General features: G+C 70.8%; 12 protein-coding genes. 5 read left to right on the forward strand and 7 right to left on the reverse strand.

Translation table 11 applies throughout. The features are described 5' to 3' along the window. Positions 1-452: 452 nt before the first annotated feature. Entirely contained in the window at positions 453-1,199 is a 747-nt protein-coding gene (locus MKK65_RS27390) for a glucose 1-dehydrogenase (RefSeq protein WP_243961290.1), read from the reverse strand. A gap of 105 nt (positions 1,200-1,304) precedes the next feature. Here MKK65_RS27390 and MKK65_RS27395 point away from each other — a divergent pair, with 105 nt between their 5' ends. Beyond that, complete coding sequence (locus MKK65_RS27395; protein WP_243961291.1) at positions 1,305-1,670, forward strand: ArsR/SmtB family transcription factor; 366 nt, start codon at positions 1,305-1,307, stop codon at positions 1,668-1,670. 224 nt (positions 1,671-1,894) lie between these two features. Here the strand turns inward: MKK65_RS27395 and MKK65_RS27400 are convergent, their stop codons facing one another. From MKK65_RS27400 to MKK65_RS27415, 4 genes are all read right to left on the reverse strand, one after another. Beyond that, positions 1,895-2,914 carry a helix-turn-helix domain-containing protein gene (locus tag MKK65_RS27400; RefSeq protein ID WP_243961292.1) on the reverse strand — a complete coding sequence of 340 codons (1,020 nt, stop codon included), beginning with the start codon at positions 2,912-2,914 and terminating at the stop codon, positions 1,895-1,897. A gap of 370 nt (positions 2,915-3,284) precedes the next feature. Then, positions 3,285-6,590 (reverse strand): error-prone DNA polymerase, encoded by a 3,306-nt coding sequence (locus MKK65_RS27405; protein WP_243961293.1) that lies wholly within the window; start codon positions 6,588-6,590, stop codon positions 3,285-3,287. Beyond that, positions 6,587-8,140, reverse strand: coding sequence for a DUF6504 family protein (locus MKK65_RS27410; protein WP_243961294.1), 1,554 nt, complete (start codon positions 8,138-8,140; stop codon positions 6,587-6,589). Before MKK65_RS27410 ends, MKK65_RS27405 begins: the two co-directional genes overlap by 4 nt. Continuing rightward, positions 8,067-8,846, reverse strand: a complete 780-nt coding sequence (locus tag MKK65_RS27415; RefSeq protein WP_243961296.1) for an ImuA family protein — start codon at positions 8,844-8,846, stop codon at positions 8,067-8,069. The genes MKK65_RS27410 and MKK65_RS27415 overlap by 74 nt, the downstream gene beginning before the upstream one ends. Before the next feature lie 231 nt (positions 8,847-9,077). Here MKK65_RS27415 and MKK65_RS27420 point away from each other — a divergent pair, with 231 nt between their 5' ends. Beyond that, complete coding sequence (locus tag MKK65_RS27420; RefSeq protein ID WP_243961298.1) at positions 9,078-9,926, forward strand: collagen-like protein; 849 nt, start codon at positions 9,078-9,080, stop codon at positions 9,924-9,926. A gap of 319 nt (positions 9,927-10,245) precedes the next feature. Here MKK65_RS27420 and MKK65_RS27425 read toward each other — a convergent pair whose 3' ends face one another. Next, on the reverse strand, positions 10,246-11,475 hold the full coding sequence (locus MKK65_RS27425; protein ID WP_243961300.1) for a TIGR03862 family flavoprotein: 1,230 nt from the start codon (positions 11,473-11,475) through the stop codon (positions 10,246-10,248). Positions 11,476-11,747: 272 nt separating this feature from the next. On the opposite strand from MKK65_RS27425, the gene MKK65_RS27430 reads away from it, so the two are divergent. The 3 genes from MKK65_RS27430 (at position 11,748) to MKK65_RS27440 (ending at position 14,792) form a co-directional block, all read left to right on the forward strand. Continuing rightward, on the forward strand, positions 11,748-13,271 hold the full coding sequence (locus tag MKK65_RS27430; RefSeq protein WP_243961302.1) for an MDR family MFS transporter: 1,524 nt from the start codon (positions 11,748-11,750) through the stop codon (positions 13,269-13,271). Positions 13,272-13,281: 10 nt separating this feature from the next. Continuing rightward, on the forward strand, positions 13,282-13,602 hold the full coding sequence (gene sugE, locus MKK65_RS27435) for a quaternary ammonium compound efflux SMR transporter SugE (protein ID WP_243961304.1): 321 nt from the start codon (positions 13,282-13,284) through the stop codon (positions 13,600-13,602). Between the two features lie 158 nt (positions 13,603-13,760). After that, positions 13,761-14,792 (forward strand): TerC family protein, encoded by a 1,032-nt coding sequence (locus MKK65_RS27440; RefSeq protein ID WP_243961306.1) that lies wholly within the window; start codon positions 13,761-13,763, stop codon positions 14,790-14,792. A 115-nt stretch (positions 14,793-14,907) separates the two neighbouring features. Here MKK65_RS27440 and MKK65_RS27445 read toward each other — a convergent pair whose 3' ends face one another. After that, positions 14,908-15,666, reverse strand: coding sequence for an N-acetylmuramoyl-L-alanine amidase (locus MKK65_RS27445; protein WP_243961308.1), 759 nt, complete (start codon positions 15,664-15,666; stop codon positions 14,908-14,910). Between the last annotated feature and the right edge of the window lie 48 nt (positions 15,667-15,714).

Below are 15,714 nucleotides of genomic sequence, written 5' to 3' on the forward strand. Positions count from 1 at the left end.
CAAACTGCCGCCCGACCTCACGCCCGCATCCGAGACACGCCCCGCATCGGTTCGCCGCCCGGGGCGATGGCGGCTGAGAGCCACCGACGCGGGCACCGCCCCATCCCCCGAGCCCGCCGGTCAGCCCCCGGACGGACCCCCGAAGAGCGCACCGGGATCGCGCCCGAAGCACCGAGGGACAGGTGACGGCTAATGAGCACAAAATAGGAACATTGTCAAGGGATGGGATTCGGGTCGACAGCTGGTCCCGCCGTCGCAGGAGGGACCAGCGTGGGTGAAACCGGATGCTCGGCGCCGTCTGCACGGGGTGGAAAGCCGAAGGTCTGCTTCCGGACGAGAGACCGCAAAGCAGACGCTATCGAATGGTTGATGTAGGTCGACAACGCTCGTCCTGCGTTGCGCTCCTGCGCGCAGTCTGTCTGGCTCGTGCGCGCAGGTATAGTTGTTGTGTATCAGCGGATACCGCCGCTGGCGGTAATGTTCTCGCCGGTAAGCCAGCGCGCGTCATCGGACGCGAGGAACGTCACGACGCCCGCGATGTCATCCGGGTGGCCGGCGCGGCCGAGCGGTGTCTGCGCGACCATCCCGGCCTCCATCTCCGAGCCAGAGATGCCGGCCGTGTGGGTGCCTTCGGTCACCACGTAGCCGGGGCTGACCACGTTCACGCGTATCTTGCGCGGGGCCAACTCATTGGCGAGGACGCCCGAGATCGCGTTCACCGCGCCCTTCGTACCCGCGTAGACCGCCGCCGCCGGCGTATGCACGTGCGTGATCGCCGATGAGATGTTGACGATGCTCGCGCCTTCGCCGAGATGCTTCGCGGCCGCTCGCGTCGACAGCAGAATGCCGAGCACGTTGACGTCGAACTGGCGGCGATAGTGTTCCTCGGTGACCTCCTCGATCGCCGCAAACTCGTAGATGCCGGAGTTGTTGACCAGCACGTCGAGCCGCCCGAACTCTCGCACCGCCGCCTCGATCAAACCCTGCGCCTCAGAGGCTTTGGACACGTCGCCCTGGACAGCGATGGCCCTGCCGCCGGCCGAGGTGATTGCCGCCACGACGGCGTCAGCCCCGGCCCTGCTGGACGCGTAGTTCACCACCACAGCGGCGCCTTCCTGTGCCAACGCTTTGGCGATCCCCGCACCGATGCCCTTGGATGCTCCGGTCACGACGGCGACCTTGCCCTCAAGCTTCGACATGTGTGCTATCTCCGACATGGGGGGCTCCTGGATGGCAGCCCTTGACCCATAGTTCGGAACTTCGGAACTAACGGAGCGTCGTTCAAGACCCCATATGGACGAAATATGAGACCCCTGTTTCACCCAGCTATCGAAGACGTGCGTCCAGAGGCGATCCTGCACGCGCTCGCCGATCCGAGCCGCGCGGCCATCTTCGCCAAAATCATGCAGGCTGGCTGTGTCGAGGCCTGTTCAGCCGTCTCGGCCGTCGGGGACCGGGTCATCCCAAAATCCTCGTTGTCCAACCACTTCAAGGTTCTGCGCGAGGCCGGTTTGATCCGCAGCGAACGTCACGGCGTCGAGGTGCGCAACCATTCCCGCTGGATCGAGGTGGAGGCACGCTTTCCCGGTCTGCTGGCCGGGATCATCAATGCCTATGCTTCAGACGTCGGCCCCGACTTGCGTGCTGCGGAGACGAGGACTTCTCGATAAAGACGCGACCTGGATCCGCTTCCGAGAATGCTCCGATCCACCGACGGCGACCGGGTTGGGTCGCTTCCGGCATGACGGCTCGGGGGGGTTCAGGACGGTCCGCTTGCCAGCACCAAAGGGTTCGAAGCGGACGTCGCTCAACACACTGTCATGACCTTTGGCCGATCTCGGGAGCAGCCTCGCGCGTCGGCTCCTGGCGCCTGTCAGTCACCCGGATGCGGTCATCACGTTTCGCGCAGCCACTTCCAGACATGTTGCTCCGTCCCCTGAGCGCCGATCCGTTGGGCCACCCGGCGCTCACCGCGCCAAGCCCGGGGTGGGACGCCGTAGCGGTTGCGGAAGCTGCGGCTGAGCTGCGAGATCGTGTTGAAAGCGAACACCTCGGCTAACCGGCTGATCGTGCGCTTCTCCATCGGATCGGCAAGGGCGTCCCGCACCGCCTCCAGGCGCTGGCCTTGCACGAAGTGCATCACGCCACCCTCCGGCTCGAACAGCCGGTAGAGTGTGGTCCGGGAGATCTGCATCTGCCCGGCGATGAACTCGGGCGATAGGGTGGGCCGCGACAGGTGTTCCTGCACGACCGTCCTGGCCAGCGCGAACAGGCCGCCGTCGAGTTCGCGGCCTTCCAGCACATCCGAGGCCTGCGAGGTATCGAGGACGCGGTGCAGGAGGGCCACGAACGCATCGGCGAGAGCGGGCGCCGCATCAGCGCGTGTCGTCGGCAATTGGCGGTAGATGTCCAGAATGCGTGCGGCCAGGAGCCGGTTTCGGGCCGCATCGAAGAGCAGATCTTGCTTCTCCAAGGGCAGCCCGTGGAGGCGCGTGCGGGGTACGGCGATGCCAATGAAGTCGGCTCGGTCGATCATGCCGTCGAGCACTTGACGGCGACCGATGAAGGTTACGGTGCCCCGCGTCGCCGAGAGCGCTTTGGCGCCGACATCGCCCTGGAAACGGCCGGATCGGTAGAGTTGGACCATGTAGTGGTCGGGACCGGCGTCGACGCGTCGGCGGTCCCGCCGGATCCGCTGGGTCGAAAGGAGCGAACGCTGGGTGACGAGATCGCCGATCTGGTAGGTGATGTTGCTGCCGAACGGCAGCGGGGCGGATGGTGTGGTCGGACTGATCTCGTACATCGGCGCACAGAGCGTGCGCCATCGCTCGAAGGCTTCTCCGGGGGGCAGGCCTGAGGTCTTCAGAAAGAAGTACGGCAGGCCCTTTTCAGCCGTCGTGTCATCCGCACTCAACGAGCCAAATCCTGAATCAGCCAGCTTATTCAAGGACGAGTATTGTATAGGGGCACCTTGATAGGGCAACCCAAATGCGTCTGTGCGGTCTGCCAAGTGCGAAAACGTCGCAAGCGAAGCGAATGACCGCTTTGGCCCCCCAGATGAGCCTTTGACGCGCCGACGTCGATCGACATGACCACGGACGGGCGGCTGGGCCGCGGTGCGAGGCGGGGTTGCCTGCATCGTGGCCGGACTGCTTTCAGGATGCGCGTGCCGTCGCTGGAGCGACCGAGTTGGGTCGGCACCGGATGGGACCAGGCGCCGGATTTCGTCCATCGGATCGCTTCGCGGCACGTGTACGGACGGTGAGGCCCCTCACGCAGGCCGCTCAATGGAAATCCCGGCTCGGATACATCCGCCGGTCCGGGGGCGCGCCGAAATCCGTGGTCTCGGGGGGCAGCCGCATCCCGGCGGCGCGCAGGTCGCGCAAGGACTCCGTGAGGTCGCGAAACCCCTCGGCGACCAGATGGACCACCCCCTCGGCCCGCTGGACCCGACCGCGCACGGCGAGAAAGCGGGCCTGCATGGCGGCCCGGCGGTTGGCCTCGAACACCGTCTTCCAGATGATCACGTTGGCGATGCCGGTCTCGTCCTCCAGGGTCAGGAACACCACGCCCTTGGCGGTGCCCGGCCGCTGGCGGATCAGCACGAGGCCCGCCACCGTGACCCGGGCGCCCTGGGGCAGGGCTGGGTCGCAATGGGCCCGGGCCGGGATCGCGCCGATCCGGGCCAGCCGGCCCCGGAAGAACGCGACCGGGTGCCCCTGGAGCGACAGGCCGGTGGCGGCGTAATCCTCGGCCACCGCCTCGGACAGGGGCAGGGACGGCAAATCCACCTGCGGCTCGTGCCGGAACAGGCCGTCATCGGCGTGCCAGGCGAAGAGCGGCAGCGGCGCATCGAGGAGATGGCCGCGGCGCTCGGTCCCGTCCGCCTTGGCGGCCTTGCGGGAGGAGGTGCCCTCCAGCGTGCGTACCATCCACAGGGCGGCGCGCCGGTCGAGGCCCAGCGACCGGAAGGCGTCCGCCTCGGCCAGGCGCTCCAGGGCGTTGCGCGGCAAGGCCAGGGCAGCTTGCAGGCCCTCGATGCTGGCATAGCCGTTGGCGCGCAGCCGGACGAGCCGGTGCATCGCGGCCTCGGGCAGGCCGCTCACCTGTCGCAAGCCGAGGCGCACCGCGTGCCGCTTCGGATCCCCGGCCGGCTCCAGGGTGCAGTCCCAGGCGCTGGCATTGACGCAGACGCCCCGCACCTCGACCCCGTGGGCGCGGGCGTCGCGCACCAGCTGGGCCGGCTGGTAGAAGCCCATCGGCTGGGCGTTGAGGATCGCGGCCAGGAACACGTCCGGGTGCCGGCACTTCATCCAGGCGGAGGCGTAGACCAGGAGCGCGAAGCTCGCCGCGTGGCTCTCCGGAAAGCCGTAGGTGGAGAAGCCCTTGATCTGCGCGAAGCAGCGCTCTGCGAAATCCGCCGGGTAGCCGCGGCCGGTCATGCCGCCGACGAATTTTTCCTCGAAGCCGCCGATCGAGCCGACATGCCGGAAGGTCGCCATCGCCCGGCGCAGCCCGTCGGCCTCCGCCGGGGTGAAGCCGGCGGCCGTGATGGCGATCTGCATCGCGTGCTCCTGGAACAGCGGCACGCCGTAGGTCTGGTGCAGCACCGCGTGCAGCTCGTCCGCCGGCCCGTGGTCCGGATGCGGGGCCGGATAGACCACCGGCTCCTGTCCCGACCGCCGCCGCAGGTAGGGATGGACCATGTCGCCCTGGATCGGGCCGGGGCGCACGATCGCCACCTGGACCACGAGATCGTAGAACGCCTTCGGCTTGAGGCGCGGCAGCATCGACATCTGCGCCCGGCTTTCGACCTGGAACACGCCGACGGAATCGGCCTTCGCCAGCATCGCGTAGGTGTCGGGATCCTCCTGCGGCAGGTCGGCGAGGGTCTCGTAGAAGGCGCCGTGGTCCTTCTCTAGAAAATCGAGGCCGCGCTTGAGGCAGGTCAGCATGCCGAGCGCCAGCACGTCGACCTTCATCAGGCCGATCGCGTCGATGTCGTCCTTGTCCCACTCGATGAAGGTGCGGTCCGCCATGGCGCCGTTGCCCACCGGCACGGTCTCGTCGAGCCGCCCGCGGGTCAGGATGAAGCCGCCGACATGCTGCGACAGGTGGCGCGGGAAGCCGATCAGCTGGTGCGCGAGATCGAGGGCCTGCCGGAGCATCGGGTTGTCGGGGTCGAGGCCGGCCTCGCGCACGTGCTTGTCCGGCACGTCCTTGCCCCAGGAGCCCCAGACCGTGTCGGCGATCGCCGCGGTCACGTCCTCGGTGAGCCCCAGCACCTTGCCGACCTCGCGGATCGCCATGCGCGGGCGGTAATGGATCACCGTGGCGCAGAGGGCGGCCCGGTCTCGGCCGTAGCGGTCGTAGAGGTGCTGGATCACCTCCTCGCGGCGCTCGTGCTCGAAATCGACGTCGATGTCGGGGGGCTCGCCCCGGTTCTCGGAGATGAACCGGGCGAACAGCAGCCGGTGCTTGGACGGGTCCACGGCCGTGATGCCGAGGCAGAAGCACACGGCAGAATTGGCCGCCGAGCCGCGGCCCTGGCACAGGATCCCCTTGCTCCGGGCGAACTCGACCACGTCGAACAGGGTCAGGAAGTAGCGGGCGTAGTCCATCTTCGCGATGAGCCGCAGCTCCTCATGGAGCGTCGCCTCGACCGCGGCCGGGATGTCGCCGGCATAGCGCCAGAGCGCCCGCTCCCAGGTCTTCTCCTCCAGGTATGCCTGCGGCGTGCGGCCCGGCGGCACCGGCTCGTCGGGATATTCGTAGTGCAGCTGCGACAGGCAAAAGGTGCAGGCCTGCGCGATCTCGACCGTTCGGGCCAGCGCCTCCGGATGGTCGGCGAACAGCCGGGCCATCTCGTCCGGCGGCTTCAGGTGTCGCTCGGCATTGGCCTCCAGGCGGTAGCCGGCTTGCGTGATCCGGCAGCGCTCGCGGATGCAGGCCACCACGTCCTGGAGCGGGCGCCGTTCGGGATGGTGGTAGAGCGCATCCGAGACCGCGACCATGGGCGCCCCGTAGGTCTCGCCCAGCTCGGCGAGGAATCCGAGACGGCGGCGCTCGTCGCCGCGCCGCGCATGGCTCGCCCCGAGCCAGGTCCGGCCTGGGGCGGCCGCGGCCAGGGCTTCGAGCCGGCCCAGAAAGCCGTCCGGGGGGCGCAGGCGCCGGCCTGGTGGCATGACGATGAACATCTGCCCCTCGGCCGCCTCCAGCATCTCGGCGAAGGTGAAGCGGCATTCGCCCTTGCGGCTGCGCCGGTTGCCCCGGGTGAGCAGCAGGCAGAGGCGGCCCCAGGCCTGCCGGTCCGCGGGATAGGTCACGGCCTCGAACCCGTCCTCGGTGACGAGGCGCACGCCGGGCAGGACGCGGATCTTCAAGCCTTCCGCCTCCAGCGCCTGCGCCGCCGCATGCGCCCGCACCACCCCGGCCACGGTGTTGCGGTCGGCGATCCCGATCGCCGCAAGCCCGTAGGCCGCCCCCTGCACGACGTATTCCTGCGGATGCGAGGCGCCGCGCAGGAACGAGAAATTCGTGGTGAGGGCGAGCTCGGCGTACCGGAGTCCCGGCTCCGCGGAGCCGGTCATGGAAACAGCCCGTGGACGAACCAGGCGGCCGGGCGGCCGGGGGCATGCGGCCCGTCCCGGTACAGCCAGAGCCTGCGGCCGGCCTCGCACTCGACCCGGTAATAGTCCCGGGCCTGATCGGAGGCTCCGCCGGACTCCCCATCGGCGGCCGTTCCGGGCACGCGCCACCACTCCGCCGCGATCCGCTCGGGTCCCTCGGCATGGGCGACCCGGTGGATCCGGGCGCGCCAGAGGAAGCGTCGGGGTGGTCCCTCCGGCACCGTGGAGAGAACGTCGAGGGCGGCCTCGCCCCGGGGGAACAGCACCAGGGGCCGGGAGGGGAGGTGGTCCGGCCAGGGGGGCGGATCGGCGGTCCACGGGAGGGTGTGGACGGCCCGCTCCGGGATGTGGCGCGCCTGTGCCCCGAGGCGCAGGAGCGGCCGGCCGAGACGCTGCGCCAGGGCATCGGCCAGGAAGCCGATCCCGTCCCCTTGGGGCGCCGCGCCGAGTTCCGTCTGGCGGGCCGACAGGGCGCCGGCCACCGTGACGGTCAGGTCCACGGTCTCGAAGCCGAAGCCGGCATCGAGACCGGCGCCGAGGCGGTCGAGGCGCAGGGAGACCAGGGCGGCGACGCGCTCGGGGCAACGCTCGGGCCGGGACAGGCCGAGATCGAGGACGCGCATCACCCCGTCGACCCGGTGCAGCACGAGGCGTAGCGCACAGGCGCCGACCCCGTCCCGCTCCAGCCGGGGGGCGATCTCCGCCATCAGCAGCCGGGCGGTGATCACAATGTCCGATTGCCGACCGATCGGGTCGAGGAAGCCCCGGGCGGCCCGGTACGCGGCCTCCTCGGTGAGCGGCGCCAGGGGCTCCGGACGCCGACCCATCGCCTGATCGAGGCGGAGCAGCAGGGCCTCGCCGAAGCGGCGGGCCAGCGGCCCCCGGGCCAGGGCATCGACTTCGCCGACCCGGCGCAGGCCGAGCCGCCGCAGGCCCGAGACCGTGCCGGGATCGAGGCGCAGGGCCTCCACGGGCAGCGCCCCCAGGGCCTGGGCGGCCTCACCGGGGGGCACGACCACCCGGTCGGCAGCTCCGTGGCGGGCCAGCGCGAAGGCGCCGCCGGGGGTGTCGGCCAGCGCGATCCGGGCGGGAATCTTCGACCGCGCCAGACGCCCGGCCAGATCGTCCACGAGCGGCCCCTCGCCGCCGCGCAGGTGGCTCGCCCCGGCGATGTCGACGTAAAACCCGTCCGCCGCCTCGGCCGGCCCGAACGGTGCCACCACCGGGGCGTAGCCCTCCGCCCACCGGCAGAGCCGCAGGAGCGCGGACCGATCGGATTCGGCATCGGCGGGGTAGACTTGGATCGGCACGCCGACCCGCGCCCGGACCCGGCCCAGGAGCTCGCCGGGCCTCAAGCCCAGGGCGGACGCCTCCGGATCGACGGCAAGGAGCCGCAGGCCACCGGGCCCCTCGGCCGCCACCGCGAGCGGGCCCCGGTCAGGCGCGAGACCGGCCCGCCGCAGCCGCGTCACGGGCCAGTGGCTCAGGCAGACGCAGACGATGCGCGGCATGGTCCCACTCCAGAAGCCAGTCGCCACCGCGGCCGTTGCGGCATCGCTCGAGCCGCACCTGCCAGCGCGGGTTGTCCAGGGTCCCGAACCGGTCCCGGGCGGCCGGAGCCGAGGCGATCCGCCAGCGGGTGGCGGCGCCGTTGGGCAGCCCGGCCTCGGCGGGCCGGAGGATCAGCAGGAGCGGCGGCGCGTCGCCTTCGGCAGCGAGTTGCAGGCGCCGGCCCGGCTTCAACGGCAGGCCGTCCGCCAGTAGGCCGACCAGCACCGGCAGGGCCCGGGCGTGGAGCGCCGCCTCGAGCGCGCGAAACACCTCCGCGTCGCTGCCTGCTTCCAGCAGCAGCAACCGGGCCGGATCGAGGCCGAGACCGGCCAATCCATGGCCGTGGGGCAGGGACTGGTTCGGCGCCGCGGCGATCAGCGCCGCACCTTGCGTCCGGGCAAGCCGGCCGGCACAGAGCGCCAGGGCGAAACCCAGGGCTGCGACGGCGTCCGCAGGCTCCATCGGGGCAATCTCGTGCGGCGGCCCGAGCGCCAGGCCGCCGCCGGGCAGGTGTGCGTCGATCGCCGGCAGTCCCAAGGGCAGGACTGGGGGCGGGGCCGCCGGGCCGCCCGGACCCGCGAGGCGCGCCCGCAGGGCCGCCAGCCGCTCCCGGGGGCTTCCCAAAGCGGGATCCCGCCCGGTCTGGTTCGCAGGGTCCGGCCCCATCTCCGCGTGCTCCGATCATGCCGGACGATAGGAACATAACAGGAACATGTTCAAACCGATTCCGTGGGGTCGCGGAATCGGACGCTGGGGCAGCGGCTTGGCCTGTGGATGAATGTGGACGCCTGTGGAATCGGCCGGGCCGCCCGCGACCAAAGCCACGGTTGACCGTCTCCACGGCCCGGGACCACAAGTCGGTGGCCGCGCGCCAGACGCGGCGGACACGGTCCGAGCATGCGCCCAGCCCTCGCCTTGACGATCCTGCTCGCCCTCTCCGGAGCGGCCTTCGCCCAGCAGCCGTCCGATCCCGGCCCCGCCCCATCCTCCGAGCCACGCCCGCGCCAAGCCAGGCCGAGACCCCGGCAGGCCCCGGTCCCAAGCCAGCCGATCATGATCTACGACGCCCGGATCGAGGCCGGCGACCTGCGGATCTCGGGCTCGGTGCGCAAGCCCGGGGCGATCGTGGTCCTGGACGACGACATCTCGATCCAGGCCGACCGGCGCGGGCGCTTCACCTTCCGGGTGCCCTACCGGCCGCCGACCTGCGTAGTGACCCTCAAGGCCGAGCCGGACGAGCGCGAGGCCGTGGTCGCCAACTGCGCCGCCGAGGGTCCCCCGGGCCCGCCCGGCCCTCAGGGTGCCGCGGGACCGCCCGGGGAGGCGGGTCTGAAGGGTGAGCCGGGCCCGAAGGGCGATCAGGGCCCCAAGGGTGAGCCGGGCGCTCCGGGCATCCCGGGCCCCAAGGGGGATCAGGGTCCCAAAGGGGATCAGGGCCCCAAGGGCGAAGCCGGGGTCCAGGGCGAGCCGGGACCGAGGGGTGAGCCAGGCCCCAAGGGCGATGTCGGAATCAAGGGCGAGCCCGGCCCGGTCGGCGCGGCAGGGCCAAAGGGCGAGGCCGGCGCGTCCGCCCTCCGGGCCGTGCGCAAGTCCGACTGCGCGGGCGGCTGCACCGTCACCTGCCCGGCCGAGGAGTTTCTGGTCACCGCCCACTGCCTCAAGGCCGGCACCCCGGTCTATGACGGGGAGGGCGCTACCTGCCCGGCGGAAGCCTCGGGGATCGTCGGGTTCTGCACCCGGCCGTGATGGCAGCGGGTGGCACGTTCTTACTCTCGAAGGCCGTGAGCTCACCCCTCTCCCCGCATGCGGGGAGAGGCCCGCAGGGACCTCGTCGTCCGTGCGGGAAGCAAGAGGCGCAGCCGAAGCGGCGGTGACGGGGCGGTTCAGGACGCGCGTCCTGAACCGCCCCGTCACCCTCGGCTGCCGCCTCGCTCCGGCGACGACGAGGTCGCCGGAGCCCTCTCCCCGCAAGCGGGGCGAGGGGAATTCCGCCTGCACGCCCGAGTGAAGGCTAAAACCTGCGCCACCGTGCAAACGATCGGAAACCCGATAGGAGCGGCCCCGATCAGCCGCCGGTCTCGTGCAGCCAGTCCAGCATCCCGGCGGCGGCGGCCCGGCCGCCCGCGAAGGCGCCCTGGAGCAGGTAGCCGCCGGTCGGGGCCTCCCAGTCGAGCATCTCGCCGGCCAGGAACAGGCCCGGGCGGGCGCGCAGCATGGCGCGGCCGTCGAGGGCGTCGAGGAGCACCCCGCCGGCCGTCGAGATCGCCCGCTCGATCGGGGCCGAGCCGACGAGGTCGAGGGGCGCGGCCTTGATCAGCCCGGCCAGCGCCTCGGGCTCGGCCGGAAGGGCACCGGCCGCCTCGCGCAGCAGGCCCGCGGCCACCGGCGAGAGCCCCGCGGCCTTGCGCAGACGGGTCGCGGTCGAATCCCCCGGCCGCGCCTCGGCGAGGCGGCGGGCCAAAGCGTCCCGGGTCAGGTCGGGACGCAGGTCGACGATCAGGCGGGCGCTTCCCCGCGCGGTGATCGCCGTGCGCAGGACGCGCGACAGGGCGTAGACCGCTCCGCCCTCGATCCCGGTCTGGGTGATCACCGCCTCGCCCCGCACGGCCGTGCCGTCGCAGGCGAGTGCCACCCGCTTGAGGGGCGCGCCGGCAAACCGCTCCCGGAACAGGTCGGACCACGCCACCGCGAAGCCGGCATTGGCCGGCTCCAGGGGCGCGACCTCCACGCCCAGCCCTTCGAGGAGCGGCACCCAGCGCCCGTCCGAGCCGAGCCGCGGCCAGCTCGCCCCACCGAGCGCCAGCAGGGCTGCCCGGGGCCGGATCTCGACCGCGCCATCGGGCGTCTCGAAATGAAAAGACCCCTCGGCGATCGCCGTGAGCCGATGGCGGGTGCGGATCCGGACGCCGAGCCGGTCGAGCCGCGTCAGCCAGGCCCGCAGCAGTGGCAACGCCTTGAAGCTCGTCGGGAACACCCGCCCGCTCGACCCCACGAAGGTGGGCTCGCCGAGTTCCGCGCACCAATCCCGCAGCGCCTCCGGGGGGAAGGCCGCGATGGCCGCGTCGAGATGGCCGGCGGGATGGTAGCGGGCCAGGAAATCCGCGCGCGGCTCGCTGTGGGTGAGGTTGAGGCCGCCGCGCCCGGCGATCAGCAGCTTGCGGCCCACCGACGGCATCCGGTCGTAGACCGTGACCGCACGGCCGGCCTGCGCCAGCACCTCGGCCGCAGCCAGCCCGGCCGGCCCGCCGCCCACGATGGTCACCTCTTGGGCGATGTTGTGTGTGTCGTCCGGCATCCGCCTGGAGAGGGGCAGACCGCCTCTGCCTGTCAAGCCGGAAGGGCTGGGAGGAGGCGGGACGCAAAGGCGTGCGCTACGCGCCGTGCAGGTTCACCCGTGAAGCTGTAGGAACCAAAATGCGACACAGATAGGTTCTTCTCCGTTCTCCGCCTCGCGGAGATGGACGACCTTCGTATCCGAGGGCCGTCGGCGCACTTATCCCTCTCGCCGAGCTGTCCATTCCACACGGAGGCGGACGGCCGTGCAGCTCGGACCAAAGGTCAAGATACGTGGGCCCTCCCATCGCCGTCACCGGGATCCAGGCGCAGCCAGCCCCCGCCGCCGCCCGGGAGCGCCTCAGCCCCCTCGAGATCCGCGCGATCGTGTTCGGCCTGATGACCGCGATGCTGCTCGCGGCCCTCGACCAGACCATCGTGGCCACCGCGATGCCGACCATCGGGCTCGCTCTCGGCGATGCCGCAAACCTCCCCTGGATCGTCACGGCCTACCTGCTGGCCTCCACGGCGGTGACGCCGCTCTACGGCAAGCTGTCCGACATCCACGGCCGGCGGATCATGCTGCTGATCGCCATCGCGACCTTCGTGCTCGGCTCGCTCGCCTGCGCGGTGGCCCCCACCATGGTGACCCTGGCGCTGGCGCGCGGCCTCCAGGGCATCGGCGGCGGCGGGCTGATCGCCCTGTCGCAGACCATCCTGGCCGACATCATGGCGCCCAAGGAGCGGGCGCGCTACCAGGTGGTGATCGCCGGCGTGTTCGTGGCAGCCTCGGTGGCGGGCCCCCTGCTCGGAGGCTTCTTCGCCCAGCACCTGCACTGGTCGCTGATCTTCTGGATCAACCTGCCGATCGGCTTTCTCGCCTTCGCGCTGACCAACGCCAAGCTGAAGCTGCTGCCGCGCAACGAGCGCCGCCACACGCTGGACTATCCCGGCGCGGTCCTGCTGGTGCTGGGCTCGACCACCCTGTTGCTGGCCCTGAGCTGGGGCGGCGTGCGCTATCCCTGGGGCTCCGCTCCGGTGCTCGGCCTGCTTGCCCTGGCGGCCGTGCTGGGCGGCGGGTTCGCGGCCCGGCTCGCCACGGCGGCCGAGCCGCTGATCCCCACGGAGGTGCTGAAGGACCGAGTGGTCTACAGCGCCACCCTGTCCGCCTGCTTCGCGATGGGTACCTTCATCGGCTTGACCATCTACGTGCCCATCTTCCTGGAGGGCGTGATCGGGCTCACCGCCAGCGAGTCCGGCGTGGCCCTGGTGCCGCTGATGGTCGGCACCGTCACGGGGGCCACGCTCTCGGGCCGGTCGATGCTGCTGTTCCGGCACTACAAGCGCCTGCCGCTCGCCATGATGAGCCTCAGCATCGCTTGTTGCGCCGTCATCGCCCTGGAGGGGCGGGCGCTGCCGTTCTGGCTGATGGAGGTGCTGTTCGCGCTGCTCTCCATGGGGATCGGGACGATCCTGCCGCTCTCCACCATCGCGATTCAGAACGCGGTGGCGCCCCACCAGCTCGGCATCGCGACCGCGGCGATGAATTTCTTCCGCTCGCTCGGCGGCGCGCTGATCGTGGCCGCCTTCGGGACGATCGTGCTGGGCGGCGCCACCGGGACCGGGCACGATGTCGAGAGCCTGATCCGCGGCGGCGATCCCGCGCAGCTCGCCCTGACCTTCCGCTGGGTATTCCTGGCCGCCTGCTTCGGCCTGGTGGCGGCCTTCGGGTTCCTCGCCTACATGGAAGAACGCCCGCTGGGCGAGCGTCCCGCGGCGAGGCCCGGCAGCGCGCCGACCGCCGAGATCCCGACATGAGGCTCCAATCTTGGCTTGGGTGATCCTGCTCGCGGCCGGCCTGCTGGAGGTGGTCTGGGCCTACGCGATGAAGCGCTCCGCGGGCTTCACGGCGCTCGTCCCAAGCATCGTGACGGTCGTGGCCGCTCTCGGCAGCTTCGTCCTGCTGGCCTTTGCGATGCGCAGCCTGCCGCTGGGCACCGCCTACACGGTCTGGACCGGTATCGGGGCGGTCGGCGCCTTCCTGCTCGGCATCCTGATGCTCGGCGAGAGCGCGAGCCCGCTGCGGATCGCTGCGGCGGCGCTGATCGTCTCGGGCCTGGTACTGATGAAGCTCTCCGGGGAAAGCTGAGCCGGAGTCCGCCGGCCGCCACGGCCGTGCCCTTGAATCGCCCGGTTCGCCCGCTTAATTCGCTCCCATCGGCTGCGGGCCCCTCTGGCGGGCGCTGTTCAGCGCCCGTGATGTCGGAGCCGATGCTTTCCTTCCGGAATCAGCATCAGGTCCCGCACATGATGGACGTTCTCACCGTCGAATGGCTCGGCAAGCCATTGTGGATGTGGCTCGGCTTCCACGTTCTTATCGCCTGCCTGCTCGCCTTCGATCTCGGGCTGCTGCACCGGGACAAGGAGCATGAGATCGGCGTGCGGGAGAGCCTGCTGCTGACCGGCTTCTACTTGTCCCTCGGCCTCGCCTTCGGCGGCTGGATCTGGTGGTATCTCGGGCCTCAGGCGGGTGAAGAGTACGTCACCGGCCTCGTGGTCGAGAAGTCGCTGTCCATGGACAACGTCTTCGTCATCGCCATGATTCTGGCCGCGCTCGGCATCCCCCGCGCCGCCCAGCACCGGGTCCTGCTCTGGGGGATCCTGGCCGCCGTGCTCCTGCGGGGCCTGATGATCGGCCTCGGCGCGGCCCTGGTCCACCAGGTCCACTGGGTGCTGTCGCTGTTTGCCGCCTTCCTGATCTTCGCCGGCCTGAAGATCCTGTTCTCGGGTCCCGAGGAGGAAGGCGACTTTCAGAACAGCGCGATCGTGCGCTGGATCAAGAAGACCTTCCGGGTCACGCCCGAGCTGCATGGCCAGCATTTCGCGATCCGCCGGCCCGATCCGGCCACCGGCCGGAAGGCCCTGTGGTTCACCCCGTTGGCCCTGGCTCTGGTGCTGGTCAACGGCGCCGACGTGATCTTCGCCGTCGACAGTGTGCCCGCGATCTTCGCGATCACCACCGACACGTTCGTGGTCTACACCTCCAACATCTTCGCGATCCTGGGGCTCCGCGCCCTCTATTTCGCGCTTGCCGCGATGGTCGACCGGTTCGCCTATCTCAAAACCGCGCTCGCCTTCATCCTGATCTTCATCGGCGCCAAGATCGTGGTCGCCGACACGTTCGGGCTGATCCACGTGCAGCCCTGGGTCTCCCTGGTGGTGACCCTGTCGTTGCTGGCGATCGGCGTGCTCTACAGCCTGTGGCGCACCCGCAGCGACGCCCCGGCCCCCGCGGTCTCCGGCTCGGCACGCCAGGAGGCGGGCGCCCACCGCGCCTGACGTCCAGGTTTCAAAAGGTCGAGACCTTTTGCGGGTCCGGGGAGAGCCTGGTGTCTTGGGGGCTCCGCCCCCGCCACCCCCCAAAGGGCTGAGCCCTTTGGAAACCTCGGGAATTTCAGCCTCGTGTCGGCAGGGCGGCGATCAGGTCGCGCAGGGTGGTGATGGTCGAGGCGTCGGCCACCCCGTCCACCCGTGCCTGGCGGAAATGGCGCTGGAACGCCGTGACGACCGCATGCGTGCGCGCGTCGAAGACACCGGTCAGCGGCAGGTCGTAGCCGTAGAGCGCGAACATCGCCTGCAGCGCCTCGACGGGCTGTCCGGCATCGCCCTGCGCGAAGAACCGTCCGTCCCGCAGGCGGGCCGGCGGCACGCTGTGGCCGACACCCTCCGCGGCGAGGCGGTCCCACGGAAACGTCTCGCCCGGATCCTCCTTGCGCTCGGGCGCCACGTCGGAATGGGCCAGGATCCGCTCGGGCGGGATCGGCCAGCGTTCCAGGATGTCCCGGGCGAGCGCGATCACCGCGGCGACCTGCGCCTCCGGGTAGGGCGGCAGCCCGCCGGCATGGCCCGGATGGACGATCTCGATCCCGATCGAACGGGAATTGAGGTCGGTGACGCCCTTCCAGGCGCCCCGGCCCGCGTGCCAGGCGCGGCGCGCCTCGGGCACCATCTGGACGATGCCGCCATCCTCGAACACGAGATAGTGGGCCGAAACCTCGCTCAGCGGATCGCGCAGCCGCGCCAGGGCGGCGGCCCCGCTCTCCATGCCGGTATAGTGCAGGATCAGCATGTCGGGGGGCGGGCCGCGGCGCTCGCCATGATTCGGCGAGGGCGCGACGCGGCGGGCGAGGGGGCTGTCCGGGGTCAGCGTCATGGCCGGTTTGTGCCATGGTTCACGCCCGGATGCGCCGTCGAAAGTTCC

The sequence above is a fragment of the Methylobacterium sp. J-001 genome (assembly GCF_022829565.1).
Lineage (GTDB): Bacteria > Pseudomonadota > Alphaproteobacteria > Rhizobiales > Beijerinckiaceae > Methylobacterium.

Coding starts and splice junctions, on each gene's coding strand:
- MKK65_RS27390 (WP_243961290.1), bottom strand. CDS start 1,199: ATGTCGAAGCTTGAGGGCAAGGTCGCCGTCGTGACCGGAGCATCCAAG.
- MKK65_RS27395 (WP_243961291.1), top strand. CDS start 1,305: ATGAGACCCCTGTTTCACCCAGCTATCGAAGACGTGCGTCCAGAGGCG.
- MKK65_RS27405 (WP_243961293.1), bottom strand. CDS start 6,590: ATGACCGGCTCCGCGGAGCCGGGACTCCGGTACGCCGAGCTCGCCCTC.
- MKK65_RS27410 (WP_243961294.1), bottom strand. CDS start 8,140: ATGCCGCGCATCGTCTGCGTCTGCCTGAGCCACTGGCCCGTGACGCGG.
- MKK65_RS27415 (WP_243961296.1), bottom strand. CDS start 8,846: ATGGGGCCGGACCCTGCGAACCAGACCGGGCGGGATCCCGCTTTGGGA.
- MKK65_RS27420 (WP_243961298.1), top strand. CDS start 9,078: ATGCGCCCAGCCCTCGCCTTGACGATCCTGCTCGCCCTCTCCGGAGCG.
- MKK65_RS27425 (WP_243961300.1), bottom strand. CDS start 11,475: ATGCCGGACGACACACACAACATCGCCCAAGAGGTGACCATCGTGGGC.
- MKK65_RS27440 (WP_243961306.1), top strand. CDS start 13,761: ATGATGGACGTTCTCACCGTCGAATGGCTCGGCAAGCCATTGTGGATG.
- MKK65_RS27445 (WP_243961308.1), bottom strand. CDS start 15,666: ATGACGCTGACCCCGGACAGCCCCCTCGCCCGCCGCGTCGCGCCCTCG.